This window comes from Pseudomonas sp. X10 (genome assembly GCF_054889225.1).
The window spans coordinates 5,300,176-5,325,833 of sequence record NZ_CM142677.1; the positions used below are offsets into that span (position 1 = coordinate 5,300,176).

General features: G+C 63.1%; 22 protein-coding genes. 2 read left to right on the plus strand and 20 right to left on the minus strand.

Annotated features, from left to right (window positions below; translation table 11 throughout):
- Positions 1-99: 99 nt before the first annotated feature.
- The 12 genes from dtd to hutC all read right to left on the minus strand — a co-directional run bounded on the left by dtd (position 100) and on the right by hutC (position 12,934).
- Positions 100-537 carry a D-aminoacyl-tRNA deacylase gene (gene dtd, locus ACYU03_RS24100; RefSeq protein WP_461887108.1) on the minus strand — a complete coding sequence of 146 codons (438 nt, stop codon included), beginning with the start codon at positions 535-537 and terminating at the stop codon, positions 100-102.
- Positions 534-1,505, minus strand: coding sequence for a prolyl aminopeptidase (gene pip / locus ACYU03_RS24105; RefSeq protein ID WP_461887109.1), 972 nt, complete (start codon positions 1,503-1,505; stop codon positions 534-536). The genes dtd and pip overlap by 4 nt, the downstream gene beginning before the upstream one ends.
- Before the next feature lie 150 nt (positions 1,506-1,655).
- Entirely contained in the window at positions 1,656-2,456 is an 801-nt protein-coding gene (gene hutG, locus ACYU03_RS24110; RefSeq protein WP_461887110.1) for an N-formylglutamate deformylase, read from the minus strand.
- A 10-nt stretch (positions 2,457-2,466) separates the two neighbouring features.
- On the minus strand, positions 2,467-3,672 hold the full coding sequence (gene hutI / locus ACYU03_RS24115) for an imidazolonepropionase (protein ID WP_461887111.1): 1,206 nt from the start codon (positions 3,670-3,672) through the stop codon (positions 2,467-2,469).
- Between the two features lie 93 nt (positions 3,673-3,765).
- Positions 3,766-5,304, minus strand: a complete 1,539-nt coding sequence (gene hutH, locus ACYU03_RS24120; RefSeq protein WP_461887112.1) for a histidine ammonia-lyase — start codon at positions 5,302-5,304, stop codon at positions 3,766-3,768.
- 15 nt (positions 5,305-5,319) lie between these two features.
- Positions 5,320-6,843, minus strand: coding sequence for an HAL/PAL/TAL family ammonia-lyase (locus ACYU03_RS24125; RefSeq protein ID WP_461887113.1), 1,524 nt, complete (start codon positions 6,841-6,843; stop codon positions 5,320-5,322).
- An 8-nt stretch (positions 6,844-6,851) separates the two neighbouring features.
- Positions 6,852-7,682 (minus strand): quaternary amine ABC transporter ATP-binding protein, encoded by an 831-nt coding sequence (locus tag ACYU03_RS24130; RefSeq protein ID WP_461887114.1) that lies wholly within the window; start codon positions 7,680-7,682, stop codon positions 6,852-6,854.
- Positions 7,679-8,530, minus strand: coding sequence for an ABC transporter permease (locus ACYU03_RS24135; RefSeq protein ID WP_461887115.1), 852 nt, complete (start codon positions 8,528-8,530; stop codon positions 7,679-7,681). Before ACYU03_RS24135 ends, ACYU03_RS24130 begins: the two co-directional genes overlap by 4 nt.
- Positions 8,531-8,560: 30 nt before the next feature.
- Entirely contained in the window at positions 8,561-9,529 is a 969-nt protein-coding gene (locus tag ACYU03_RS24140) for an ABC transporter substrate-binding protein (RefSeq protein WP_461887116.1), read from the minus strand.
- A 130-nt stretch (positions 9,530-9,659) separates the two neighbouring features.
- Complete coding sequence (gene hutU / locus ACYU03_RS24145) at positions 9,660-11,339, minus strand: urocanate hydratase (RefSeq protein WP_461887117.1); 1,680 nt, start codon at positions 11,337-11,339, stop codon at positions 9,660-9,662.
- A 309-nt stretch (positions 11,340-11,648) separates the two neighbouring features.
- Positions 11,649-12,227, minus strand: a complete 579-nt coding sequence (locus tag ACYU03_RS24150; protein ID WP_461887118.1) for a HutD/Ves family protein — start codon at positions 12,225-12,227, stop codon at positions 11,649-11,651.
- Positions 12,224-12,934, minus strand: a complete 711-nt coding sequence (hutC, locus tag ACYU03_RS24155; protein ID WP_461891542.1) for a histidine utilization repressor — start codon at positions 12,932-12,934, stop codon at positions 12,224-12,226. The genes ACYU03_RS24150 and hutC overlap by 4 nt, the downstream gene beginning before the upstream one ends.
- A gap of 144 nt (positions 12,935-13,078) precedes the next feature.
- Here hutC and ACYU03_RS24160 point away from each other — a divergent pair, with 144 nt between their 5' ends.
- Entirely contained in the window at positions 13,079-14,443 is a 1,365-nt protein-coding gene (locus ACYU03_RS24160; RefSeq protein ID WP_461887119.1) for a formimidoylglutamate deiminase, read from the plus strand.
- Between the two features lie 63 nt (positions 14,444-14,506).
- Here ACYU03_RS24160 and ACYU03_RS24165 read toward each other — a convergent pair whose 3' ends face one another.
- The 5 genes from ACYU03_RS24165 to ACYU03_RS24185 all read right to left on the minus strand — a co-directional run bounded on the left by ACYU03_RS24165 (position 14,507) and on the right by ACYU03_RS24185 (position 19,747).
- Positions 14,507-15,073, minus strand: coding sequence for a lipocalin family protein (locus tag ACYU03_RS24165; protein ID WP_461887120.1), 567 nt, complete (start codon positions 15,071-15,073; stop codon positions 14,507-14,509).
- Positions 15,070-15,324, minus strand: coding sequence for an outer membrane protein assembly factor BamE domain-containing protein (gene bamE, locus ACYU03_RS24170; protein WP_461887121.1), 255 nt, complete (start codon positions 15,322-15,324; stop codon positions 15,070-15,072). The genes ACYU03_RS24165 and bamE overlap by 4 nt, the downstream gene beginning before the upstream one ends.
- 184 nt (positions 15,325-15,508) lie before the next feature.
- A complete protein-coding gene (locus tag ACYU03_RS24175) occupies positions 15,509-16,105 on the minus strand; it encodes a DUF924 family protein (RefSeq protein ID WP_461887122.1) in 597 nt (198 codons plus the stop codon).
- A 3-nt stretch (positions 16,106-16,108) separates the two neighbouring features.
- Positions 16,109-17,119, minus strand: a complete 1,011-nt coding sequence (locus tag ACYU03_RS24180; protein ID WP_461887123.1) for a class 1 fructose-bisphosphatase — start codon at positions 17,117-17,119, stop codon at positions 16,109-16,111.
- 177 nt (positions 17,120-17,296) lie between these two features.
- Positions 17,297-19,747: a glycogen/starch/alpha-glucan phosphorylase gene (locus ACYU03_RS24185; RefSeq protein WP_461887124.1), complete on the minus strand. Its 2,451-nt coding sequence runs from the start codon at positions 19,745-19,747 to the stop codon at positions 17,297-17,299.
- 184 nt (positions 19,748-19,931) lie between these two features.
- Between ACYU03_RS24185 and ACYU03_RS24190 the strand changes: the two genes are divergently transcribed.
- Positions 19,932-20,336, plus strand: coding sequence for a YkgJ family cysteine cluster protein (locus ACYU03_RS24190; protein ID WP_461887125.1), 405 nt, complete (start codon positions 19,932-19,934; stop codon positions 20,334-20,336).
- Positions 20,337-20,344: 8 nt separating this feature from the next.
- Here ACYU03_RS24190 and ACYU03_RS24195 read toward each other — a convergent pair whose 3' ends face one another.
- From ACYU03_RS24195 to thiI, 3 genes are all read right to left on the minus strand, one after another.
- Positions 20,345-21,766 carry a PhoPQ-activated pathogenicity-related family protein gene (locus ACYU03_RS24195; RefSeq protein ID WP_461887126.1) on the minus strand — a complete coding sequence of 474 codons (1,422 nt, stop codon included), beginning with the start codon at positions 21,764-21,766 and terminating at the stop codon, positions 20,345-20,347.
- A 180-nt stretch (positions 21,767-21,946) separates the two neighbouring features.
- Entirely contained in the window at positions 21,947-23,767 is a 1,821-nt protein-coding gene (gene typA, locus ACYU03_RS24200) for a translational GTPase TypA (RefSeq protein ID WP_461887127.1), read from the minus strand.
- Between the two features lie 128 nt (positions 23,768-23,895).
- Entirely contained in the window at positions 23,896-25,350 is a 1,455-nt protein-coding gene (thiI, locus tag ACYU03_RS24205; RefSeq protein ID WP_461887128.1) for a tRNA uracil 4-sulfurtransferase ThiI, read from the minus strand.
- Positions 25,351-25,658 lie beyond the last annotated feature (308 nt).

Below are 25,658 nucleotides of genomic sequence, written 5' to 3' on the forward strand. Positions count from 1 at the left end.
CGCGCGATTATCCAGCAGGCCGCGTTGCAACGCATCAGACTGGCAAAACTATTTATCGTATGAAACCGCGATTTTCATAAAGATAACGGGTTTTTACCTTCATATTTGTAACATAAATGTCACAGGGCCATCATTGACCAGATGCACTTGCATGTCAGCACCGAAACGACCGCTGGCCACTGCGCAGTGCTGCACCCGGGCCCGGGCCACCAGGTAGTCGAACAGCTCGGCCCCCAGGGCCGGAGGGGCTGCGGTGGAGAAACTCGGGCGTAGGCCACTGCGGGTGTCGGCAGCCAAGGTGAACTGGGACACCAGCAACAGCCCACCATCGACATCCTTCAGCGACAGGTTCATCTTGCCCTCGGGGTCGCTGAACACCCGGTAATTGAGCAGCTTGTGCAAGAGTTTGTCGGCATGCTCCGGGGTATCTTCAGGTTCTACCGCCACCAGCACCAACAGGCCCTGGTCAATGGCGCCGACGATTTCACCGTCCACTTCGACCCGCGCACCACGCACGCGTTGCAGCAAGCCTTTCATGCTTCGTCCAGTGGCAGGTCGAGCAGGCGCCGGGCCATCTGGTCGGCGGCACGCACCAGGGCATCGGTGATACCCGGTTCGGAAGCCGCATGACCGGCATCACGAATCACCTTGAGTTCACTGTTCGGCCAGGCCTGGTGCAGTTCCCAGGCGTTGTCCAGGGGGCAGATAACATCGTAGCGGCCGTGCACTATCACCGCCGGCAGGTGGGCGATCCTGGGCATGTCGCGAATCAGTTGGTCCGGCTCGAGGAACGCGTTGTTCATGAAGTAGTGGCATTCGATCCGGGCGATCGACAGGGCCCGCTGCGGTTCGGAGAAGCGGTCGACCACCAGGGGGTTAGGCCGCAGGGTGGCGGTACGCCCTTCCCAAGTCGACCAGGCCTTGGCCGCGTGCATCTGGGCGATCTGGTCATTGCCGGTCAGGCGCTTGTGGAATGCCCTGACCATGTCGCCGCGCTCTTCGGGCGGGATCGGCGCGATGTAGTCCTGCCAGTAGTCCGGGAACAGGCGGCTGGCACCAGCCTGGTAGAACCACTCGATCTCCTGCGGACGGCAGAGGAAAATGCCCCGCAGGATCAGGCCATGCACCCGCTCGGGGTGGGTCTGGGCATAGGCCAGGGCCAGGGTGGAACCCCAAGAGCCACCAAACAGCACCCATTTGTCTATGCCCAGGTGCTTGCGAATACGCTCCATGTCCTCGACCAGGTGCCAGGTGGTGTTGTTCTCCAGGCTGGCGTGGGGAGTGGAGCGGCCACAGCCGCGCTGATCGAAAGTGATGATGCGGTACAGGTTCGGGTCGAAATAGCAGCGGCTCTGTGCATCGCACCCGGCGCCCGGGCCACCGTGGATGAACACCACCGGCAGACCTTCCGGCGAGCCGCTCTCGTCGACATACAGCACATGCGGCGCTTCCACGGCCAGATCGTGCCGGGCGTAGGGTTTGATCTGCGGGTACAAGGTCTGCATTGCGCACTCCGTGTGGGGAATTATTCTGCCGTTGGGCATCATAAACCCGAATTGCGCTTTGAGCATGCACCTGTGGTGAAACCGCAGGCCTCGAGTCCTACAACCGAAGCCTGCAATTGGACCGGCACAGTCAAGCCCCAGCCGCGCAGCTTACGCGTAACGCTCCTGCCCCCACGCCAACAGCGCTTCCAGCAATCGCTGCAACACCTGCTGCGTCGGCTGCGCCAGGTCCTCGCGGTAGGTGAACGGCTCGACCTCTTCCATGTAGGTGCTCTGCGCCAGCTCCAGTTGCACGGCATGGATATGGTTCGCCGGGGCACCGTAGTGCCGGGTGATGTGCCCGCCCTTGAAACGGCCATTGAGTACATGGCTGTAGCCCTTGGCCTCGGCACAGATGCCCAGCAGGCGCTGTGCCAAGGCGGGATCGCAGCTGGCGCCGTTGAAAGTGCCCAGGTTGAAGTCCGGCAGCTTGCCATCGAACAGGTGCGGCACCTGCGAGCGGATCGAGTGGGCATCCCACAGCAATGCGTAGCCAAAGGTCTCGCGCAGGCGCGCCAGTTCGCGGCGGATGGTGTCGTGATACGGGCGCCAGATCTTCTCCAGGTAGGTGGCTCGCTCCTCGGCGGATGGCTCTTGGCCCTCCTTGAACAGCGGCTCACCCTCGAACAGCGTGGCTGGGTATAGGCCCGTAGTAGCGCCGGTGTACAACGGCTTGTCGTCGTCTGGACGGTTGAGGTCGATGACGAAGCGCGAATACTCCGCCGCGACCACGCTGGCGCCCAGGCCACGGGCAAAATCGTACAGCCGCGGAATGTGCCAGTCGGTGTCCGGCAGGCTGCGCGCCTGCTCGACCAGGCCCTTTTCGACCGCCGGAGTCAAGCCCAGCCCAGCATGGGGCATGCTGACCAGCAGTGGCAGCCGACCTTGATGAAAACTCAGTACCTTGTCCATAACACCTCGCTCAATTGGAAATCTCATGGCCCAGGCGCACGACCCGCTTGTGCAGGTCGCCACCGAGCCAATAGGCCAGGTCGGCAGGCCGCTCGACCTGCCAGGCGACGAAGTCGGCCACCTTGCCCTCCTCCAGCGAACCGTGACTGTGCCCAAGGCCCAAGGCCGTGGCGGCATGCAGGGTAACGCCGGCCAGTGCTTCCTCCGGGGTCATGCGGAACAGAGTGCACCCCATGTTCAACATCAGCCTCAGCGACAACACAGGCGAAGTGCCCGGATTGAGGTCACTGGCCAGGGCGATCTTCACCCCGTGCTTGCGCAGGGCCTCCATGGGTGGCAATTGGGTTTCACGCAGGAAGTAGAAGGCGCCGGGCAACAACACCGCCACAGTGCCCGCATCGGCCATGGCGATAGCGTCGTCCTCGGTCATGAACTCCAAGTGATCGGCCGACAGCGCCTGATAGCGCGCCGCCAGGCTGGAGCCATGCAGCGACGACAGCTGTTCGGCATGCAACTTCACCGGCAGCCCCAGCTCGCGCGCCTTGATGAACACTCGTTCGACCTGCTCAGGGGAAAACGCCAGATGCTCGCAGAAGGCATCCACGGCATCCACCAGCCCTTCTTCGGCCAAGGCCGGAAGCATGTGCTCGCAGATATGCGAGATATAGTCGTCAGAGCGCCCGGCGAATTCCGGCGGCAACGCGTGGGCCGCCAGGCAGGTGCTGCGCACAGTCAACGGCAGCTCTTCCCCCAGGCGGCGGACAACCCTGAGCATCTTGCGCTCGTTGGCCAGGTCCAGGCCGTAGCCGGATTTGATCTCCAGCGTGGTCACACCCTCGCGCATCAGCGCCTGGACCCGCTGCCGGGCGCTGGCGAATAGTTCATCCTCGCTGGCCGCGCGGGTCGCCCGCACGGTGCTGGCAATACCACCGCCCTGGGCGGCGATCTCGGCATAGCTGACCCCTTGCAGGCGCTGCTCGAACTCGCCGCTGCGGTTACCGCCGAACACCGCATGAGTGTGGCAGTCGATCAGCCCCGGGGTAACCCAGGCGCCGCCGAGGTCGACGGTTCTGTCGGCCTCCACGGCTGGCAGGTCCTGTTGCGGACCGATCCACTCGATCAGCCCGGCACTGGTGACGATCGCCGCTTGTTCGATGATCGAGTAGGTACCTTGGGCCATGGTTGCCACGTGGCAGTGCTGCCAGAGGGTTCTCATAGTTCGCATCCTGTTCTTGTCGTCAGCAAAAAGCGCCAAGAACCCAACACGGTGTTCATGGCGCAAGGTGCTGGCCCTCAAGGCCAGCGCGGGTCACAGGCTGGGCAGGACTCCGGCCGGCAGCAGCCCGGTCAGGCGGCCTTCGGCCAACAGCTCCACAGCGGCTTCGATATCCGGGGCGAAGAAGCGATCCTTGTCGTAGTGCGGCACTTCGCGGCGCAGGGCCTGGCGCGCTTCCTCCAGCTTGACCGAGGTCTTCAGACCCTCGCGCAGGTCCAGGCCCTGGCAGGCGCCCAACCACTCGATGGCGAGGATGCCACGGGTGTTCTCGGCCATTTCCCAGAGGCGCTTGCCAGCAGCCGGGGCCATAGACACGTGGTCTTCCTGGTTGGCCGACGTCGGCAGGCTGTCGACGCTGTGCGGATGGGACAGCGCCTTGTTCTCGCTGGCCAGGGCGGCGGCGGTGACCTGGGCGATCATGAAGCCGGAGTTGACCCCGCCGTTTTCCACCAGGAACGGCGGCAACTGCGACATGTGCTTGTCCATCATGAGAGAAATGCGTCGCTCGCTCAGCGAGCCAATCTCGGCGATGGCCAAGGCCATGTTGTCAGCAGCCATGGCCACTGGCTCGGCGTGGAAATTGCCGCCGGAGATCACATCGCCTTCACGGGCGAACACCAGGGGGTTGTCCGACACCGCGTTGGCCTCGACGGCCAGCACTTCGGCGGCCTGGCGCAGTTGGGTCAGGCACGCGCCCATGACCTGAGGCTGGCAGCGCAGGGAGTATGGGTCCTGGACCTTGCCGCAGTTCTCATGGGATGCGGAAATCTCGCTGCCATCACCCAGCAGGTCACGGTAGCAGGCTGCCGCATCGATCTGCCCACGCTGGCCACGGGCCTCGTGAATGCGGGCATCGAATGGCGAACGCGAGCCGAGCACCGCTTCCACGGTCAGGCCACCGCAGGCCACCGCGGCGGCGAACAGGTCCTCGGCTTCGAACAGGCCACGCAGGGCATAAGCGGTGGAGGCCTGGGTGCCATTGAGCAGGGCCAGGCCCTCCTTGGCAGCCAAGGTCAATGGTTGCAAGCCGGCGATGGCTAGGGCTTCGGTGGCGGGCAGCCACTGCCCCTTGTGCCGTGCCTTGCCTTCGCCGAGCAACACCAGCGACATATGGGCCAGCGGCGCCAGGTCACCGGACGCGCCGACCGAGCCCTTGAGCGGAATGTGCGGGTAGACCTCGGCATTGACCAGGGCGATCAGCGCATCGATGACCTTGCGGCGGATGCCGGAGAAACCACGGCTGAGGCTGTTGATCTTGAGCACCATGATCAGGCGCACCATGTCATCGTCCAGCGGCGCACCGATACCGGCGGCATGGGACAGCACCAGCGAGCGCTGCAGGTTTTCCAGGTCATGGCTGGCGATGCGGGTGGAGGCCAGCAGGCCGAAACCGGTGTTGATGCCGTAGGCGGTACGGTCCTCGGCGATGATGCGCTCGACACAGGCGACGCTGGCTTCGATCGGCGCGTCGGCGCTGGCGTCCAGGCTCACGGATAGCGGCTGGCGATAGAGGTTGCGCAGTTGGGCCAGGGTCAGTTGGCCTGGAATCAGCTTGAGGGCGTCCACGTTCATGCTCCTTGTCATTATTCAGTACAGCGCCGGCAGCACGCGCTGCAGCAACTGCGGTTGTCTGAGCAGGTCGGCGGTACGGGCGATATCCGGCGCCAGCCAGCGGTCTTCCACATAGGCCGGAACCTGTTCGCGCAGCAGGCGCCACGCCGCGTCAGTGCCGGCGCCAAAGCGCTGCTCCTTGAGGAATTCGAAAGCCTGGGCGGCCAGCAGATACTCGATGGCGAGGATCTGCGTGCAGTTCTCCAGCGCCTGATGCAGTTTGAGCGCGGCACCTGTCCCCAGGCTCAAGTGATCCTCTTGCAGCCCCGAGGTCACATAGTTATCGAGCACGGCCGGTTGCGCCAACTGGCGGTTCTGCGCGCACAGCGAGGCGGCAACGTACTGGGCGATCATCATTCCCGAGTTGACCCCGGGGTCGCTCACCAGGAACGCCGGCAGGCCGCTGACATGCGGGTTGATCAGGCGGTCCAGGCGGCGCTCGGCAATCGAGCCGGCTTCGGCGATGGCGATGGCCAGCAGGTCGGCAGCCATGGCTACAGACTGGCCGTGCGGGTTGGCCTGGGACATCACTCGGAAGTTGTCCGGTGTCCCGAGCAGCAACGGGTTGTCGTTGGCCCCGTTGAGTTCGGCCTCGACCTGCGCGGCGGCATGCGCCAGCTGGTCACGGGCGGCACCGTGGACCTGCGGGATCGAGCGGATGCTCAAGGCATCCTGGGTACGGATGCCTGCACTGGAGGCGATCACTTCGCTGCCGTCGAGCAATGCTCGCAAGTTCGCCGCCACCCGCTGCATGCCGGGGTGCGGCTTGAGCGCGATGATCTCGGCGTCGAACGCGGCAATCTGGCCACGCAAGGCCTCGAAACTCATGGCACCGACGACATCGGCCCACTGCAGCAGGCGGGTCGCGTCGTCCAGGGCTAGGCAAGCGAGGCCAGTCATGCAGGGCGTGCCGTTGACTAGGCAAAGCCCGTCCTTGGCCCCCAGCCGCACCGGAGCCAGGCCTTCTGCGGCCAGGGCCAGCGCGGCGTCCACGACTTGTCCTTGGTAGCTCACCTGGCCGATGCCAAGCAGACAGACGCCGACATGCGCCATGTGCGTCAGGTAGCCCACCGACCCCTGGGATGGCACCTGCGGGGTGATCCCCCGCTCCAGCAGCGCCAGCAGTGCCTCGACCACCTGCCGTTGCAGGCCGGACTTGCCGTGACTGTAGTTGACGATGGCCGCGCAGATGATTGCCCGGGTTTGTTCGTCAGGCAGTACCGGCCCCACGCCACACGCATGGCTGAGCAGAGTATTGCGCGACAGTTGGCTCAATTGCTCGCCTTGCAGCGAGACATTGCACAGCGCACCCAGCCCGGTGTTCACGCCATAGGCCCGCTCGCCGCTATCGACGATGCGCCGCACGATAGCCTGGGCATTGTCGATCCGCGCCCAGGCCTGCGCCGACAGCTCCAGGCGCGCGCCGCGGCGGGCCACGGCGACAATGTCCTGCCAACGTACCGGTGCATCGCTGATCACCACGGTTTCACGCTCTGACATGGCTGCCCTCATACGGTTGCCGCACGGCGCTGGACGAAGCGGTCGACATAGTCATCCGCCGGCGAATGCAGGATCTCTTTCGGCGTGCCGACCTGGATCAGGCGCCCGTCCTTGAGGATCGCGATGCGGTTGCCGATGCGCACGGCTTCATCCAGGTCATGGGTGATGAATACGATGGTCTTGTGCAAGGTCTTCTGCAGTTCGAGCAGTTGGTCCTGCATTTCGGCACGGATCAGCGGGTCGAGGGCGCTGAAAGCTTCGTCCATCAGGATGATGTCGGTGTCCGCCGCCAGGGCGCGGGCCAAACCGACGCGCTGGCGCATGCCACCGGAAAGTTGATGCGGGTAGGACTTCTCGTAACCCTTCAAGCCGACGGTGTCGATCCAGTGCAATGCGCGCTCGATGCACATCTGCTTGCTCTCGCCACGTACCTTCAAGCCGTAGGCGACATTGTCCAGCACATTGCGGTGCGGCAGCAGGCCGAAACTCTGGAACACCATGCTGATCTTGCGTCGGCGAAATTGGCGCAGGGCCTCCATGTCGTATTGCAGGATGTCTTCGCCATCGACCAGGATCGCCCCGCTGGTGGGGTCGATCAGGCGGTTGAAGTGGCGCACCAGGGTCGACTTGCCAGAGCCGGACAAACCCATGATGACGAAGATCTCACCACTGCTGATGGACAGCGACAGGTCGTTGACCCCGACCACGCAACCGGTCTGCGCCAGCACCTGCTCCTTGCTGCGCTGTTGGCGGATCAGTTGCAAGGCTTCTTCGGCGCGGTCGCCGAAGATCTTGAAGACGCTCTTCACTTCGATCTTGCTGATCGCCTGCGTGCTCATTTGCTCACCTCATGCCGTGGCCGACCGTAGGCCTGGGTAATGCGGTCGATCACCACCGCCAGAATCACGATTGCCAGGCCGGCTTCAAGGCCGCGACCGACGTTCAAGGTCTGGATGCCCACCAGCACATCCTCACCCAGGCCACGGGCACCGATCATCGAGGCGATCACCACCATCGACAGAGCCATCATGGTGGTCTGGTTGATCCCGGCCATGATGCTTGGCAAGGCCAGCGGCAATTGCACACCGAACAGTTGCTGCCAACGGTTGGCACCGAAGGCGTTGATCGCCTCCATCACTTCGCCGTCGACCTGGCGGATGCCCAGGTCGGTCAGGCGGATCAAGGGTGGCGCGGCGTAGATCACCGTGGCGAAGATCGCCGGGACCTTGCCCAAGCCGAACAGCATCAGCACCGGAATCAGGTACACGAAGCTGGGCATGGTCTGCATGATGTCCAGCAACGGCATCAATACCGTGCGCAAGCGATTGCTGCGCGCCGAGAGAATGCCCAACGGAATGCCGATCAGCACCGATATCAGGGTCGCCACGAGCATCAGCGCCAGGGTCTGCATCAGCTTGTCCCACAGGCCCACGGCGCCGACCAGGAACAGCAGGCCAGCAATCACCAGGGTCGGTACCAGACGACGAGTGGCGTGCCAGGCGACCAGCGCGACCACCCCCAGCATCAGCCACCACGGCGTGGCGCGCAGCAGCCCTTCGAGGTTGACGATGGCCCACAGCAGGGTGTCAGAGATGTGCCGGAACACATCACCGTAGTTGGTCACCAGCGCATCGACCCAGCCATTGACCCAGTCGGCGATGGAGAAGGTAAGGTTTTCGGGAAACATAAGGTTCACTCGTCAAGTAGGAGTGGACGCTCAGAGCGCCGCGTTGATCTTCTTGGCGGCATCTTCGCTGACCCATGCCTGCCAGACTTCAGGATGTTCCTTGAGGAACAGCTTGGCCAGCTTGGGCGACTCGATCCGCTCCTGGGCCATGCGCGCCAGATTCTGGTTGAGCAGTTCGATCGGCAGGTTGACCTTCTCCAGCACCGCGACCAGTTCCGGCGCTTCGTCGTGGAAGGTCTTGGACAGGCCGACCTTGATCGAAACGCTTTTGTCCACGCCGCTCTTCTCTTCCAGCTTGACCAGGTCGACCTGGCCCATCAGCGGCGTGGGCGACCAGTAGTAGAAAAGAATCGGCTCACCCCGCTTGTAGCTCGACAGAACCGCCGCATCCAGCGCCGGGCCCGTACCCGGACGGAAGTTGGTGTAGCTGCCTTCGAGGCCGTACTCCTTGAGCATCTGACTGTTGTCCAGCTCGCAGGTCCAACCGGCCGGACAGTTGTAGAAACGGCCCTTGCCCGGTTCTTCCGGGTCGCGGAAGACGCTGGCGTACTTGCCCAGATCGGCGATGCTCTTGAGATCCGGGGCCTTGGCTTGCAGCTTGCGCTCAGGATTGCCCTCGATCACGTAGCGCGGTACGTACCAGCCCTCGGTCGCGCCGACCACTGGCGCGCCGACACCGACCACCTTGCCGGCCGCCTCGGCCTTCTTCCAGACTTCGCTGCGGCCCACCCACTCCTCGGCGAACACCTGAATGTCGTTGGTGCCCAAAGCGTTCTCCATGGTGATGGAGTTGCCCGGCAGGCTGTCAGTGCTGCAGCCGTAACCGTTCGCGAGCACGAACTGCATCACGTCAGTCAGCAGCATGCCGCTTTCCCAGTTCAGCCCGGCGAATTTCACCGGCTTGCCGGACTCGCACCAGGTCGCGGCCTGGCTCGCACCGGCAGCGCCAAGCAGGCCAAGGGCAAACAGCGACGCGAGCAGGGTCTTGGTGGTTTTCATTGCGTGACGCTCCCAAACATGAAAGTGGATATCGGCAGTCCAGTGGCAAACGCAGCCATGCGTCCGGTCGTCCCTTTCCCTGAAACGACGTCTGCGGGAAGGGCCCTGCGGCCCTCCGCCGCGACGCTGATCAGCCGGTAATCATCGGCAGGTTCAGACCCTGCTCTTTGGCACAATCGATGGCGATCTGGTAGCCAGCATCGGCGTGACGCATGACGCCAGTGCCCGGATCGTTGGTCAGCACACGGGCGATGCGCTCGGCAGCCTCGTCGGTGCCATCGCATACAATGACCATGCCCGAGTGCTGTGAAAAGCCCATGCCGACGCCACCACCGTGGTGCAGCGAGACCCAGGTGGCACCGCTGGCGGTGTTGAGCAAGGCGTTGAGCAGCGGCCAGTCAGAGACCGCATCGGAGCCATCGCGCATGGCTTCGGTTTCACGGTTAGGGCTGGAGACCGAACCGGAGTCCAGGTGGTCACGGCCGATGACGATCGGTGCCGACAGCTCGCCGCTGCGCACCATTTCGTTGAAGGCCAGGCCCAGCTTGGCGCGTTGGCCCAGGCCGACCCAGCAGATGCGCGCCGGCAAGCCCTGGAAGCTGATGCGCTCGCGGGCCATGTCCAGCCAGTTGTGCAGGTGGGCATCGTCGGGGATCAGCTCCTTGACCTTGGCGTCGGTCTTGTAGATGTCCTCGGCGTTACCCGACAGCGCCGCCCAGCGGAACGGACCGACACCACGGCAGAACAGCGGGCGGATGTAGGCAGGGACGAAGCCCGGGAAGTCGAAGGCATTGGCCACCCCCTCTTCCTTGGCCATCTGGCGGATGTTGTTGCCGTAGTCGAAGGTCGGGATGCCCTGCTTCTGGAAGTCGAGCATGGCCTGAACGTGCACGGCCATGGATTGCTTGGCCGCCTTGACCACCGCCGCCGGTTCGGTCTGCGCGCGGTCACGGTATTGCTCCCAGGTCCAACCGGCGGGCAGGTAGCCGTTCAGAGGGTCGTGGGCGCTGGTCTGGTCGGTGACCATGTCTGGACGTACGCCTCGCTTGACCAGCTCAGGCAGGATCTCGGCGGCGTTGCCGTGCAGGGCGATGGAGATGGCCTTGCCTTCGGCGGTGTACTTGGCGATGCGGGCCAGGGCGTCGTCCAGGTCCGTGGCTTGTTCGTCGACGTAGCGGGTGCTCAGGCGGAAGTCGATGCGGCTCTGCTGGCATTCGATGTTCAGCGAGCAAGCGCCGGCCAAGGTCGCGGCCAACGGCTGGGCGCCGCCCATGCCACCCAAGCCCGCGGTCAGCACCCACTTGCCCTTGAGACTGCCGTTGTAGTGCTGGCGGCCCGCCTCGACGAAGGTTTCGTAGGTGCCCTGGACGATGCCCTGGCTACCGATGTAGATCCAGCTGCCGGCGGTCATCTGGCCGTACATGGCCAGGCCCTTGGCATCCAGCTCGTTGAAGTGTTCCCAAGTGGCCCAGTGCGGCACCAGGTTGGAGTTGGCGATCAGCACGCGCGGGGCATTGGTGTGAGTCTTGAACACGCCGACCGGCTTGCCGGACTGCACCAGCAGGGTCTCGTCGTCGTTCAGGTTGGTCAGGCTTTCGACGATCTTGTCGTAGCACGCCCAGTTACGCGCGGCACGGCCGATACCGCCGTACACCACCAGCTCCTTGGGGTTCTCTGCCACTTCCGGGTCGAGGTTGTTCATCAGCATGCGCAGTGGCGCTTCGGTCAGCCAGCTCTTCGCGGTCAGCGTGTTGCCACGCGGGGCGCGGATCTCGACATCACGGAATTTGTTCAGGTTGTTGTCAGTCACGAAAAGGGCTCCTCAAGCGATCTATCCAAACCCGACCCGCTCGGCGGGCGCGGTATCAACAGCGCAGGAGGGACGGCCTATCCACTCATACGCACTTATCTTTACTTGTACATACAAGCATATGCAATTGAGTTGCCAAGTCGTGTCTCGCTGATTCGAAGCGAATAGGTGAACTGGCTGAAGGCCGCGCAGGATCGAGGGAAGCGCTAACGAAAAAGTGTGCTGACGAAGTAGAGGAAGGGATTTCAGAGCAAGGTGGCGGTGCGCCACCTTGGGGCATTTGGTAACAATGCGCGCGATAAGTGTGCGTTACCGGGAAACGCTGGTGAGCTCGATCACACAGCAGCGGCCAGAGGTTTCCAGCTCCAGCAATTGCGTGTTGTCGCTGACCTGCAGGCAGTCGTACAGGCCCAACTGCTGCGCAGGGTGACCACTGAGGCTGACCAGCAAAGCGGCCTCGGCACTGAACAACAGTACCGTGCTGGCGCTACTGAACAGCCGGGTGCTGCCACTGAACCACTGCAACCGCGCCAGGTAACGCTGCGGCGAGTAGATCAGGTTGAAATCACGGATCGGCCCGCCAAGCAGCGTGCAACTGACCTGGCTTTCACCACTGAAGGCAAAAGCATCGAACGCCAGCAATGGCCGACTGGGCTGGCCATCGACCAGAAGGCGCATGCCATCGCCTTGCAGCACGGTGATAATGCGCTGGTAACCAGCGAAGCTGGAGAACCCGCCAGAAGCCCCGATATCGGCGATCGACAGGCGCCAGCCGAAGCCCTCCAGGCCAGCGCCTGCATCGCGGGTGATCTCTTCGGTGCTGCCACCGCCGTTCTTCCAGGGCATGCGCGGATAGTCCTGCGCGCGCAACAACTGCAATCGACTCATTTGCTGAAACGTCCTTCCAAGCGATGACGGGAACCGGGGTGGATCAGCCGCGCGGCGGTCACTGGCTGCCGGCCCGACCAGGTGCGGCGACGAATGAGCAGGCAAGGTTCGCCACGCTCGATCTGCAGCAGTTGGCATTCCTCCGGCTCGGCGAGGATCGCTTCGACCACGTGCTCGCCCTCGGTCAGCGGCGCCACCTGGGACAGGTAGGCATAAGGGGTCTGCCGGGTGAAGTCCTGCTTGAGGTAGTCGGGGGCGATCAGGGCGTTGACGTAGCGATCTTCGATCTGCACCGGCACGTCATTCTCGTAGTGCACGATCAGCGAATGGAACACCCGCTGCCCTTCGCGCATGTCCAAGGCCAGGGCTCGTTCGGACCCGGCCGCCTCTTCGGCCAGGACCATCACTTGGCAACTATGCTGATGGCCACGGCTGGCGATTTCGTCGGCGATGTTGTTGACCTCGAACAGCGCCGAGCGGGTCTTGGGCTCGGCAACGAAGGTGCCGACGCCTTGCATGCGTACCAACAACCCTTCGGCGGTCAGTTCGCGCAAGGCGCGGTTGATGGTCATGCGGCTGAACCCCAGCTCGCTGACCAGCTCGCTTTCCGAAGGCACGCGATGATGCGGCGGCCAGCTGCCGCTCTCGATCTGCTGGATGATCATCTGCTTGACCCGGGCATAAAGCGGCGCCGGCCCTTCGCCCATCTGGGCAACCAGCGCGGAGACAGGAGGTGTCGGCACGGCAAGATATCCTTGTTCGGTTGAATGAACGGTAGCTTGCCGGAGTTTACCCACCAGGCAAACACCTGTATATGTATATACAACCAATCAGAACAGGAATTTGCCGCGATGCCTGCCTTCTTTGCCGAACGCGCCCTGCTGCCAACAGGCTGGGCCAACAACGTCCGACTCGAGGTGGCGGCTGACGGCCGCCTGGCCAAGGTCGAGCCCGACGCCTCGGCACAAGGGGCCGAACGCCTGGCCGGCCCGCTGCTGCCGGGTATGCCGAACCTCCACTCGCATGCCTTCCAGCGCGCCATGGCGGGCCTGGCCGAAGTGGCCGGCAACCCCAATGACAGCTTCTGGACCTGGCGCGAGCTGATGTACCGCTTGGTCGGCAAGATCACCCCAGAGCAACTGCAGGTCATCGCCCACCAGCTTTACATCGAGATGCTCAAGTCCGGCTACACCTCGGTGGCCGAATTCCACTATGTCCACCACGATAGCGATGGCCGCGCCTATGCCGACCCGACCGAGTTGTCGCGGCGCATCAGCGCCGCCGCCAGCGCCAGTGGCATTGGCCTGACCCTGCTGCCGGTGCTCTATAGCCATGCCGGTTTTGGCGGCCAGGCACCTAATGATGGGCAGCGCCGCTTCATCAACAGCAGCGAGCAGTACCTGCGCCTGCAAGAAAGCCTCAAGCCGATGCTTGCCGCCCACCCGGCTCAGCAGCTGGGCTTGTGCTTCCACTCCCTGCGCGCGGTTACCCCCGAGCAGATCGCCATGGTGCTCGCCGCCAGCGACCAGGCCTGCCCGGTGCATATCCATATCGCCGAGCAGCAGAAGGAAGTCGACGACTGCCTGGCCTGGAGCGGCCGCCGCCCCTTGCAATGGCTGTACGAGAACATCGAGGTGGACCCACGCTGGTGCCTGGTCCATGCCACCCATGCCGAAGCCGACGAAGTCAGCGCCATGGCCCGCAGCGGTGCCGTGGCTGGCTTGTGCCTGACCACCGAGGCCAACTTGGGCGATGGCATCTTCCCGGCCGTGGACTTCCTCGCTCAGGGCGGGCGCCTGGGTATCGGCTCCGACAGCCATGTGTCACTGAGCGTGGTCGAGGAACTGCGCTGGCTGGAGTACGGCCAGCGTTTGCGCGACCAACGTCGCAACCGCCTGTATGGCAGCGACCAGCCGATGGTCGGGCGCACCCTGTATGACGCCGCCTTGAGCGGCGGCGCCCAGGCCCTAGGCCAGCCGGTGGGTGAACTGGCGGTGGGCAAGCGTGCCGACTGGCTGGTGCTCGATGGCAATGACCCGTACCTGGCCACCGCCAGCGGGGATGGCATTCTCAACCGCTGGCTGTTCGCCGGCGGCGATCGCCAGGTTCGCGACGTGATGGTCAACGGCCAGTGGGTGGTCAGCCAAGGGCGTCATGCTGGCGAGGAAGAAAGTGCCTTGGCGTTTACCGACGTGTTACGCGAGTTGCTTGGCTAAAGCCAGTGGGCCGCTTCGCAGCCCAGCGTCAACTGACGCTGGGCTGCGAAGCCTTGCAGAGTGTCAGTGCACGATATCCCGATCAGACACCCGCCAGATCAGCCGCGAGGTGTCATAGCCCTGCTGCCGCGCCTTGGCCAGCAATACTTCCTGCTCCACCGCAGACACATTCGGCGTGCGCGAGAGTACCCACAGGTACTTGCGGTTCGGGTTGCCGACAAGTGCGGTCCGATAACGATCGTCCACATAGAGCACCCAGTACTCACCCTTGGCCACACCTGGCACCAGGCGGGTGAACCAGTTGTCGAACTCGATCCAGAGCTTGTCGGTATGGCCCGGTTCCTGGGGCGTGGCGGTGCCCTGGGCACGCAACCACTCGTCGTCGAGGGTGCGGCAGCGGTTGAGCACGCCGAGGGTGCCATCGGCCTTGAGGTTGTAATGCGCCTCGGACTGCGCGCAATCACGCTGGAAGTGCATCGGCAGGCGCGCCAGCTCGAACCATTTGCCCTGGTAGCGCTTGAGGTCGACATTACCGGCAGACTTGGGCGCCAGCGGTCCACCGCCGGTGCTGGCACAGCCACTCAACAACAAGGCTACGCACACGCCCAGCAGGAGGTAGAGGCGTCTCATTTGAGGCCCTGCCCGGAATACATCAACACCTTGTCCGCCGCGTATTGCACGCTGATGAAGCTCTTCTCGTCACCCCAGGTGCAACTGCTCATGCCCAGGGCGCCGGAGCATTCCGTTGGGGTGCCGAGGAGCTGCTCGACCTCGGTCTTGGTCATGCCGGCCTTGAGCTTGGAATAGTTTTCCTGGTTGATCTTGCTGCACGCAGTCAGAAACACGCACAAGGACAGCAGGGCGAGGGAACGAAACGACATGAAGGGACACTCCTGGGCATGAAGATGCAGGCGCAGCGGCCTGCAGGGAGCTTAGAAGGGGAAAAACCCCCTCGGTTCCCTGCCCACACAGGCTTTTCTCGAGATGCCGCTGAACGGCTGATGACGAACTCTTGCAGCTTACGACGCCGACTGCGGATCAACGCCCCGCGCCCATCTCATCAGCTCAGAACCGCGAACCCGGCTCCAGCAGAAAGTCCATCTCTTCATCGGTGCTCGGCCGGCCCAGCACCAGGTTGCGGTGCGGGAAGCGCCCAAAGCGGGCGATGACCCGCTGGTGCTGTTCGGCGTAGTCGAGGAAGCCCTCGAACAGCCGGCGGTTGGCTTCCGGCTGCTCGTCCAGGAGGGTCTGGTAACGCTCGACGCACAGGTTCTGCCAGTCCAGCACCTCGGCATGCTCCAGCACCAGCAGGATGAACACCCGCTGGATCGGCAGCAGTTGGTAGTCCCAGCCCTTCTGCAGCCCCTGCATGGCCACGACCTGGGCACGCCGGTCGCCATCGAAGGCGCGCGGCGTGTCGCGGTGGATCATGCGTGGCAGTTGGTCCAGCAGCAGGATCAGGCCAAGCCAGCCCTGCGGGCTTTGCTGCCACTCATCCAGACCACCGGCCAGGGCCTGCTCGACCAGATCGCCGAAGCGCTCCCGCGCCTCGTCGTCGTGGTGCTTGCCGAACCACAGGGTACTCTTCTCGTCAGCCACGGCCTGGGGACTGCTGCCCCAGCCGAACCACCATTCCAGCAACGGCTGCCAAGGTGCGAGCATGGTTTACTCCTGGTGATAACGGGTGACGCGCTCTACCTCTTCCTTCGAGCCAAGGATGACCGACACGCGCTGGTGCAGGCTTTCCGGCTGGATGTCGAGGATGCGCTGTTGGCCGTTGGTGGAAGCACCGCCGGCCTGCTCAATGATAAAGGACATCGGATTGGCTTCGTACATCAGCCGCAGCTTGCCGGGCTTGGAAGGCTCGCGGGCATCGCGCGGGTACATGAACAGGCCGCCACGGGTCAGGATGCGGTGCACGTCGGCAACCATCGAAGCGATCCAGCGCATGTTGTAGTTCTTCTTCAACGGGCCGGTCTCACCGGCCAGCAGTTCGCTCACATAGCGCTGTACCGGCGGCTCCCAGTGACGCTGGTTCGACATGTTGATGGCGAACTCGGCGGTGCTTTCCGGCACCTTGATGTTCTCGTGGGTCAGGACGAAGCTGCCCAGCTCGCGGTCCAGGGTGAAGCCCTTGACGCCATTGCCCAGGGTCAGGATCAGCATGGTCTGCGGGCCATAGATGGCGTAACCGGCGGCGACCTGCTTGGTGCCCGGTTGCAGGAAGGCCTTTTCGTTCAGGCTTTCGTTCTGGCTCAAGTACTCGCTCGGGCAACGCAGCACCGAGAAGATGGTGCCGACCGAGACGTTGACGTCGATGTTCGAGGAGCCGTCCAGCGGGTCGAAGACAAGCAGGTAAGCGCCTTTGGGATACTTACCGGGAATCTGGTAGGCGTTATCCATCTCTTCGGAGGCCATGCCGGCCAGGTGGCCGCCCCACTCGTTGGCTTCGAGCAGGATCTCGTTGGAAATCACGTCGAGTTTCTTCTGGACTTCACCCTGCACGTTCTCGGTGCCCATGCTACCCAGTACACCGCCCAAGGCACCCTTGGAGACGTTATGGCTGATTTCCTTGCACGCACGCGCCACCACTTCGATCAGGAAGCGCAGATCGGCAGGGGTATTGTTGCTGCGGGTCTGCTCAATCAAATAGCGACTCAGGGTAACGCGGGACATGTATGGCTCCGAAGGGAAAGGTGGAAAAAACCCCCGCAGTTTACAGGGAGAGTTGGACGCTAGCGAGCGATGAGAGATACCCAAGGGCTTTTGCTGACTCGATTCGCGGTCGCCTTGCTGCGAATCAGACGGCACTTCAGCCCCGGAGTTCAGCGCCCTCCGGGGCCGGCCGTCACGTCACGCCAAGGCCTTCCAGATTTCGCTGGCGTATTCGCGGATGGTCCGGTCAGAGGAGAACCACCCCATATGTGCGGTGTTGAGCACTGCCATGCGCCACCAGTCCTGCGGCTGGTGCCATAGCTCTTCGACACGCTGTTGCGCCTCCCAGTAAGCATCGAAATCGGCGCAGACTAGAAAGCGGTCGTGAGCGATCAGTGCGTCGACCAGGCCGGTGTAGCGCGCAGGATCATCCGGCGAAAACACACCGCTGCGGATGGCCTGGAGCACGTCGTTGAGTCGATGCGACGCGGCGATCGCTGTGCTGGCGCCGAAATCGCCGCTGCGCCGGCGCGCTTCCACCTGCTGGGCGGTCAGGCCGAAGATGAACATGTTCTCAGAGCCGACCTGCTCGCACATTTCCACGTTGGCGCCGTCCAGGGTGCCGATGGTCAGAGCACCATTGAGGGCGAACTTCATGTTGCTGGTGCCGGACGCTTCGTAACCGGCGGTGGAAATCTGCTCGGAGAGGTCCGCTGCCGGGATGATGCTTTCCGCCAGGCTGACGTTGTAGTTAGGCAGGAAAACCACTTTGAGCAAGCCGCGTACGGTCGGGTCGTTGTTCACGACCCGGGCGATGTCGTTGGTCAGTTTGATGATCAGCTTGGCCTGGTGGTAGCTGGCCGCGGCCTTGCCGGCAAAGATCTTCACCCTCGGCACCCATTCCGTCCCTGGCTCGGCACGGATGGCCTGGTACAGGGCCACGGTGTGCAGCAGGTTGAGCAACTGCCGCTTGTACTCATGGATGCGCTTGACCTGTACATCGAACAGCGCTTCGGGATTGAGCGTGATGCCCAGGCGATCCTGGATGATGCCGGCCAGGGCGCGCTTGCTGTGCAAGCGCTGGGCGGCGAACTGCTTGCGAAAGCCACTCTTGTCGGCAAAAGGTGCCAAGCCGGCAAGGCGCCCCTCTGGATCGTCCAGCACCACCTCACCCAGCGCCTCGACCAGCATGCCGGTCAGTTGAGGGTTGGCCTGGTACAGCCAGCGGCGGAAGGTAATGCCGTTGGTCTTGTTGTTGATTCGCCTCGGATAGAGTTTGTGCAACTCGGCGAACACGGTGCTGCGCATCAGCTTGCTGTGCAGCGCCGACACGCCGTTGACACTGTGAGAGCCGAGGAAAGCCAGGTTGCCCATGCGTACCCGGCGGCCATTGTCTTCCTCGATCAGCGACACCGCCCGCAACACATCGAAGTCATGGATGCCCTTGGCGCGCAAGGCATCGATATGGAAGGCGTTGATCAGATAGATAATCTGCATGTGCCGCGGCAGCATGCGCTCCATCAGGCCTACAGGCCAGGTCTCCAGGGCTTCTGGCAACAGGGTATGGTTGGTGTAGGCCAGGGTATTGACGGTCAGTTGCCAGGCGGTTTCCCACGGCACTTCGTGCTGGTCGACCAGCAGGCGCATCAGCTCGGCCACGGCGATCGAGGGGTGGGTGTCGTTGAGCTGGATGGCCGCCTGATCGGGAAGGTTGAGCAGGCTGTCGTGCATGTTCAGGTGGCGACGCAGCAAGTCTTGCAACGAGGCCGAGACGAAGAAGTACTCCTGACGCAAGCGCAGTTCCTGCCCGGCCTCGGTACTATCGGCCGGGTACAGCACCCGTGAGATGCTTTCAGCCCTGGCAACCTCTGCCACCGCCCCCAAGTGGTCACCGGCGTTGAAGCGCTCCAGGTGCAGCTCCTCCAGCGCCCGGGCACGCCACAACCGCAGTGTGTTCACACTGGCGCCGCGCCAGCCGACCACCGGCGTGTCATACGCCACCGCCCGCACGGTCTCGCCCGGCCACCAGACCTGACGCTGCTGGCCGTTGGCGTCGTGCACGGTCTCGACGCTGCCACCGAAGCTGATCGGGTAGATCACCTCGGCACGCTCGAACTCCCAGGGGTTGCCGAAATCCAGCCAGTTCTCCGTCTGCTCCTGCTGCCAGCCGTCGACCACGGCCTGGCGGAACAGCCCATGCTCATAGCGGATGCCATAGCCATGGGCGGCGATGCCCAGGGTCGACATACTTTCCATGAAGCAGGCAGCCAGACGCCCCAAACCACCGTTGCCCAAGGCCGCGTCGGGTTCGAGCAAGCGGATGCGTTCCAAATCCACGTCCAGCCCATCCAGGGCTTCGCGGGCGATATCCAGCAGGCCCAGGTTACTCAAGCTGTCGTACAACAGCCGGCCAATGAGGAATTCAAGCGACAGGTAATAGACCCGTTTCTGGCTCTTGCGGTAGACCTGTCGGGTGTGATCCATCCAGTGATCGACCATGTGGTCGCGGGCAGCCAGGGCGATGGCTTCGAACCAGTCATGTTCGAAAGCGTGCTCCGGGTCCTTACCGACCGCGTAGGTCAGTTTGTCCAGTACAGCTGCGCGGAAAGCAGCCACCTCGGCGTCACGTGCGGTGGGTTCCTGAGACATGCGGAGTCCTCGGGCAAGTTGACGAAAGCGGATGGAGAAGTATCAGCCTAGACGCTTCGACACAGAGCGACAGCGTGGGTTCGCGCTTTTCATGTGCGCATAGCGAAACCGGCAAAAGGTTGTTCACAAATTGAACAACTCCGGTATGATCGCGCGCCCACATGACCGTCATTAGCCCATCACGATGAAACCGACCCTGATCGCCGCCGCCGAAGTCGACCGCCTGGACACCTGGCAACGCTACGCCAGCCATATGTGCGGGGGCTGCAACTCGACCTGCTGCACCCTGCCCGTCGAGGTCAAGATCAAGGACCTGATCCGTATTGGCGTGGTCGATGAGTTCGAGAAGGATGAGCCGCCGAAGAACGTGGCCAAGCGTTTGCAGAAGGAAGGAGTGATCGAGCGCTTCAACCAGAAGTCGGGGATCTTCACTCTGACCCGCATGAGCAACGATGATTGCCTGTATCTGGACCGTAAGAGCCGGCTGTGCACCATTTATGACAAACGCCCGGACACCTGCCGCAACCACCCGAAGGTAGGGCCGCGCCCGGGCTACTGCGCCTACACGCCGAAGAAGACCGGGCGCTGAGGCGTGTATCAGTGGTCAGGGAAGGTCCTGCAGGCCTTGCCCACTTCCACGGGCGGGTTATCAGGGAAGGTCGTAGGCAACACCGACACTGGGCTGGTGGCAACGAAACCATCGTCGAAACGAGCCTCGACGAAGCGGGCCTCCCAACCCGATGAGGGTGCCGTCCATTCAAGGCTGAACGCCTGGCTGGGCACCAGCGTCTGCGACGTGTAGCGCACCTTACAGGCATAGCGGAAATCCCGGTGCCTGGGGTTGAGGGCTGTCCACACCCGCACGGCAACCGGGCGCTCCGACAGCCGGACCTGTACAAGCCCCGCGCCATCCGCCGCCGAGACCTGCACAGTAGGCAGCGGCTGGCCCGCCTGGACCCGTCGCACTAGCGGCACCAACGTGCTGACGACATGCCCGCGCACGCCCCCATGGTCCGAGTTCGGCAGCACCCTCAAGCTGGTCTGGCCCGGCAGCCGCGGTAGGAAGTCGGTGATCTGGTCTGGAGCGAAGAAGTCATCGCCGCTGGCCGACACCAGGTACTTGGGGATGGCCAGGCGCTCGCCGGGCTCGCCCAGGTACTGCACCGGGTCCATCATCGCCATCAGCCGACCGAAGGCCGGACTGCCGCGCTGCTGCAACACGCCCGCTGCCTGGTACGGCCACAGAGCCATCGGCCAGGCACCGCCGTAGCGCTGACGCAGGCCGGCGAGCATGGCGTCGGTGTCGGCGATGTCGATGACCGAAGGCACTATGGCCGTGACGCGCTCATCGGCCATCGCCGTCAGCCAAGCACTCCAACCGCGCTTCGATGCCCCGCTGATGATGAAGCGCTCGAGGCGCTGCTCAGGCAGCACGCGCGTGGCCAGGTCCATCGCCCGGCTGGCGGCGGCGGCCATCGGCACGTGCAAGGGCAGCTCCGGGGCGGCCCCCTCTCCGCGAAGCCAGTGCGCCCAGGTGTGGGCCACGGCATCGTCCTCCCTCATCGGTGCCGTGGCATCGCTGAAGGTCACGTACTGGTTGGGCACATCGCTGATCACCACCACGACGCTGCGCGCCTGGACGGCGATTTCAGCCAAGGCTTCAGCGGAATAGTCCGGCTGTTGCTGCTCGGCGCCGAAGCGCACACCATTGTTGACCACCAACAATGCCTGTTGTGGCAGGACGTCATCGGGCACGTACAACTCGACGGTGTGCACCCACTGCCGGGGTTCGACCACCGGCACCGGCGCCCAGGTCTGCGAGGTCATACGATAGCGGTAGAGCGTGTGGTCGTCGGCTGGAACACGCTGAAGCAACTGGTAGTCCAGCGGCGTCTGGCGCACGTTCTGCACATGGCAACGAGCCACCTCCTGGGGGCGCAGAGAGGCACAGTCCTGCCGAGCAATGGCCGGCAGGCATAGCGCAAGACAAGGGATAGCGAGCATGAGGCGATGGTTCATGGCCTGGTTCCTTGGACAAAGACCCCGCAAACCTAGAAGCGCTTCGTGGTGACAGCAAGGCGACAGGCATGCCTGTCGAATACACCCTCAACAAACAAGCGCGTTTCCTACAATGCCCACAAACGAAAACGCCCCCGGCCTTTCGACCGGGGGCGTTTCGTTTCAGCTCAGGCTAGATGATCAAGCCTTGGCTTTCTTGGCAGCGCGGGTACGCTCGCCTTCGTCCAGGATCTTCTTACGCAGGCGGATCGACTTCGGCGTGACTTCGCACAGCTCGTCGTCCTGGATGAATTCCAGGGCCTGCTCCAGGGTGAAGCGAACCGGCGGAACCAGGGCGATGGTCTCGTCCTTGCCCGAAGCACGCATGTTGTCGAGCTTCTTGCCTTTGGTCGGGTTCACGCCCAGGTCGTTGTCGCGGCTGTTCAGGCCGACGATCTGACCGTTGTAGATGTCCTGCCCGTGCTCGATGAACAGCTTGCCACGAGCCTGCAGGGTTTCCAGGGAGTAGGTCAGGGCCTTGCCGGTCTCGATCGAAACCAGTACGCCATTCTGACGGCCGGACATGTGGCCGGACTTCATGGTGTCGTAACGGTCGAAGATCGAGGTCAGGATGCCCGCACCGTTGGTCAGGGTCAGGAACTGGTTGCGGAAGCCGATCAGGCCACGGGCTGGAATGTTGTATTCCAGACGGACACGGCCCTTGCCATCCGGCGCCATGTTGGTCAGGTCGCCTTTACGCAGGCCCATTTCTTCCATGACCTTGCCCTGGGACTCTTCAGGGATGTCGATGGTGACGTTCTCGAACGGCTCCTGCTTGACACCGTCGACTTCGCGGATGATCACTTCAGGACGGCCAACAGCCATCTCGAAGCCTTCACGACGCATGGTTTCGATCAATACCGACAGGTGCAGCTCACCACGGCCGGAAACCTTGAACTTGTCAGCCGAGTCGCCTTCTTCAACGCGCAGTGCCACGTTGTACAGCAGCTCCTTGTCCAGGCGCTCCTTGATGTTGCGGCTGGTGACGAACTTGCCTTCCTTGCCGCAGAACGGCGAGTCGTTGACCTGGAAGGTCATCGAAACGGTCGGCTCATCGACGGTCAGCGGCTTCATCGCTTCGACGTGGTTGATGTCGCACAGGGTGTCGGAGATGAACAGCTCGTCGAAACCGCTGATGCAGACGATATCGCCGGCCTGGGCTTCTTCGACGTCAACGCGATGCAGGCCGTGGTGGCCCATCAGCTTCAGGATACGGCCGTTACGCTTCTTGCCGTCGGCGTCGATGGCGACAACCGGGGTGTTCGGCTTGACGCGACCGCGGGCGATACGGCCAACGCCGATCACACCCAGGAAGCTGTTGTAGTCCAGTGCAGAGATCTGCATCTGGAACGGACCGTCACGGTCAACGGCAGGCGCTGGTACGTTGTCGATGATCGACTGGTACAGCGGGGTCATGTCTTCGGCCATGTCGGTGTGGTCCAGACCAGCAATGCCGTTCAGGGCCGAGGCGTAGACGACTTGGAAGTCCAGCTGCTCGTCAGTGGCGCCAAGGTTGTCGAACAGGTCGAAGATCTGGTCCAGGACCCAGTCAGGACGCGCACCCGGACGGTCGACCTTGTTGATTACCACGATCGGCTTCAAGCCGGCCTCGAAGGCCTTCTTGGTCACGAAACGGGTTTGCGGCATAGGGCCATCTTGAGCGTCGACCAGCAGCAGCACCGAGTCGACCATCGACATTACACGCTCAACCTCGCCACCGAAGTCGGCGTGGCCGGGGGTGTCGACGATGTTGATGTGGTAGCCGTTCCAGTTGATGGCGGTGTTTTTCGCCAGAATGGTAATGCCGCGCTCTTTTTCCTGGTCGTTGGAGTCCATCACGCGCTCGTCGTTGAGCTCGTTACGTTCCAGGGTGCCGGATTGACGCAGGAGTTTATCAACCAGGGTGGTCTTGCCATGGTCAACGTGGGCAATGATGGCGATGTTACGCAGATTTTCGATCACAAGTGTATCTCGATCAGAGGATTCGGGTTGCCGCCCAGTCTAGGCGGCCAATATGAATGAATGGTGCTCAGTGGGCCGGATGGTCGGGAGGGCGATGGCGGATACTGCCGCCATACAGCCCCGGCGTCTTATGTCGGACGATAAACACGCACATTGGCATGTCCCTCACTGAGCAGGTGATGCGCATGCAGGCGACTCATGACGCCCTTGTCGCAATACAGCAGGTACTGCCGGTTGGCATCCAGGTGCTTGAAGCGGCTGTTGATCGCATAGAACGGCAGCGCCTGGACCTCGATGCCTTCGAGCGCCAGCGGCTCGTCTTCCTGGGCATCGGGGTGACGGATGTCGAGGACGATCTGCCCCGGCAGGGCCTCGCGCACTTCCTCGACTTCGACGTCCTGGCCCAGCTCATCGATGACATTGTCGATCGAGATGAAGCGGGCCCGTTCCAGGGCGCGCTCGAGCACCGCCATGTCGAACTGCTGCTCCTCATGGGCGACCCGGTGCGGCTTGGCGCAGGTGGTCGGGTTCACCGAAATCACGCCGCAATACTCGGGCATGTGCTTGGCGAACTCGGCGGTGCCGATCTTGTAGGCGGTGTCGATGATGTCCTGCTTGTGGCTGGCCAGCAGCGGACGCAGCACCAGCTTGTCGGTGGCCTGGTCGATCACCGCCAGGTTCGGCAGCGTCTGGCTGGAAACCTGGGAAATCGCCTCGCCGGTGACCAGGGCGTCGATCTCCAGGCGCTCGGCGATCTTGGCCGAGGCGCGCAGCATCATGCGCTTGAGGGTCACGCCCATGTAGCTGTTGTCGACCTTGCCGAGGATCTCACCGACCACTTCCTCGAAGGGCACGCTGATGAACAGCACACGCTGGCTGCTGCCGAATTTCTTCCACAGGTAGTGCGCGACTTCCATCACGCCCAGCTCATGGGCGCGGCCACCAAGATTAAAGAAGCAGAAGTGGGTCATCAGGCCTCGGCGCATCATCTGATAGGCCGCAACGGTGGAGTCGAAGCCACCGGACATCAGTACCAGGGTCTGCTCCAGCGCGCCCAGCGGATAGCCGCCAATGCCCGGATGGCGGGTGTGCACCACATAGAGGCGTTGGTCGCGCACCTCGATGCGCACCTCGACCTCAGGATTGCGCAGGTCGATACCGGCGGCACCGCACTGCTGGCGCAGTTGGCTACCGACATAACGGTCGACGTCCATCGAGGTGAAATCGTGGTGACCGCCGCGCTTGCAGCGCACGGCGAAGCGCTTGCCCGCCAACAGGTGGCCGAAGTGTTCCTTGCACTTGGCGACGATGTCGTCGAAGTCGCCCAGTGGGTACTCCTCGACCTGCAGGAAATGCGCGATGCCCGGCATGCACGTCAGGCGGTCGATCATCTCGCGCAGGACCTTCTCGTCCGAGGCACGGGTGACCACCTCGAGATTGTCCCAGACACCATCGACCACGAGCTCCGGATCCAGGTCCTTGAGCACGACGCGGATATTCTTGGCCAGCTGGCGGATAAAACGCTTGCGCACCGGCCGGCTCTTGATGGTGATTTCTGGGAAGACTTTGACGATTAGTTTCATGGAAAACAGCGCGCGAAGGGCCTGCCGAAAAAGAAGGGCGCGAATTATAGCGGAAATTGCTCAAGCTTTGAGCAGCTTTTGTACAGAAGGTTGCTTTGCACCAAATTAGTGCGCAATCTTGTGCAGGCGCCTCTTATAAGTGCAGCAAAAGCGCTTGCAGCGCCTGCATCCCCCTGAAAACGCCTGAGATTGGGGCAAACTCGCCAATTTCGGGCACTGGCATGCAATTTGCTCTCTTGTGAGGCAGGTAAGCTTGGCCGAGTATGCGCGCCCGGCGACACCCTTTTTCCAGGGCAGCGGCCAACCGC

What these genes read in the sequence shown, in the direction of transcription:
- dtd (WP_461887108.1), bottom strand. Translation starts at nt 537, where the DNA reads ATGAAAGGCTTGCTGCAACGCGTGCGTGGTGCGCGGGTCGAAGTGGAC.
- pip (WP_461887109.1), bottom strand. Translation starts at nt 1,505, where the DNA reads ATGCAGACCTTGTACCCGCAGATCAAACCCTACGCCCGGCACGATCTG.
- hutG (WP_461887110.1), bottom strand. Translation starts at nt 2,456, where the DNA reads ATGGACAAGGTACTGAGTTTTCATCAAGGTCGGCTGCCACTGCTGGTC.
- hutI (WP_461887111.1), bottom strand. Translation starts at nt 3,672, where the DNA reads ATGAGAACCCTCTGGCAGCACTGCCACGTGGCAACCATGGCCCAAGGT.
- hutH (WP_461887112.1), bottom strand. Translation starts at nt 5,304, where the DNA reads ATGAACGTGGACGCCCTCAAGCTGATTCCAGGCCAACTGACCCTGGCC.
- ACYU03_RS24125 (WP_461887113.1), bottom strand. Translation starts at nt 6,843, where the DNA reads ATGTCAGAGCGTGAAACCGTGGTGATCAGCGATGCACCGGTACGTTGG.
- ACYU03_RS24130 (WP_461887114.1), bottom strand. Translation starts at nt 7,682, where the DNA reads ATGAGCACGCAGGCGATCAGCAAGATCGAAGTGAAGAGCGTCTTCAAG.
- ACYU03_RS24135 (WP_461887115.1), bottom strand. Translation starts at nt 8,530, where the DNA reads ATGTTTCCCGAAAACCTTACCTTCTCCATCGCCGACTGGGTCAATGGC.
- ACYU03_RS24140 (WP_461887116.1), bottom strand. Translation starts at nt 9,529, where the DNA reads ATGAAAACCACCAAGACCCTGCTCGCGTCGCTGTTTGCCCTTGGCCTG.
- ACYU03_RS24150 (WP_461887118.1), bottom strand. Translation starts at nt 12,227, where the DNA reads ATGAGTCGATTGCAGTTGTTGCGCGCGCAGGACTATCCGCGCATGCCC.
- hutC (WP_461891542.1), bottom strand. Translation starts at nt 12,934, where the DNA reads ATGGGCGAAGGGCCGGCGCCGCTTTATGCCCGGGTCAAGCAGATGATC.
- ACYU03_RS24160 (WP_461887119.1), top strand. Translation starts at nt 13,079, where the DNA reads ATGCCTGCCTTCTTTGCCGAACGCGCCCTGCTGCCAACAGGCTGGGCC.
- ACYU03_RS24165 (WP_461887120.1), bottom strand. Translation starts at nt 15,073, where the DNA reads ATGAGACGCCTCTACCTCCTGCTGGGCGTGTGCGTAGCCTTGTTGTTG.
- bamE (WP_461887121.1), bottom strand. Translation starts at nt 15,324, where the DNA reads ATGTCGTTTCGTTCCCTCGCCCTGCTGTCCTTGTGCGTGTTTCTGACT.
- ACYU03_RS24175 (WP_461887122.1), bottom strand. Translation starts at nt 16,105, where the DNA reads ATGCTCGCACCTTGGCAGCCGTTGCTGGAATGGTGGTTCGGCTGGGGC.
- ACYU03_RS24180 (WP_461887123.1), bottom strand. Translation starts at nt 17,119, where the DNA reads ATGTCCCGCGTTACCCTGAGTCGCTATTTGATTGAGCAGACCCGCAGC.
- ACYU03_RS24185 (WP_461887124.1), bottom strand. Translation starts at nt 19,747, where the DNA reads ATGTCTCAGGAACCCACCGCACGTGACGCCGAGGTGGCTGCTTTCCGC.
- ACYU03_RS24190 (WP_461887125.1), top strand. Translation starts at nt 19,932, where the DNA reads ATGAAACCGACCCTGATCGCCGCCGCCGAAGTCGACCGCCTGGACACC.
- ACYU03_RS24195 (WP_461887126.1), bottom strand. Translation starts at nt 21,766, where the DNA reads ATGAACCATCGCCTCATGCTCGCTATCCCTTGTCTTGCGCTATGCCTG.
- thiI (WP_461887128.1), bottom strand. Translation starts at nt 25,350, where the DNA reads ATGAAACTAATCGTCAAAGTCTTCCCAGAAATCACCATCAAGAGCCGG.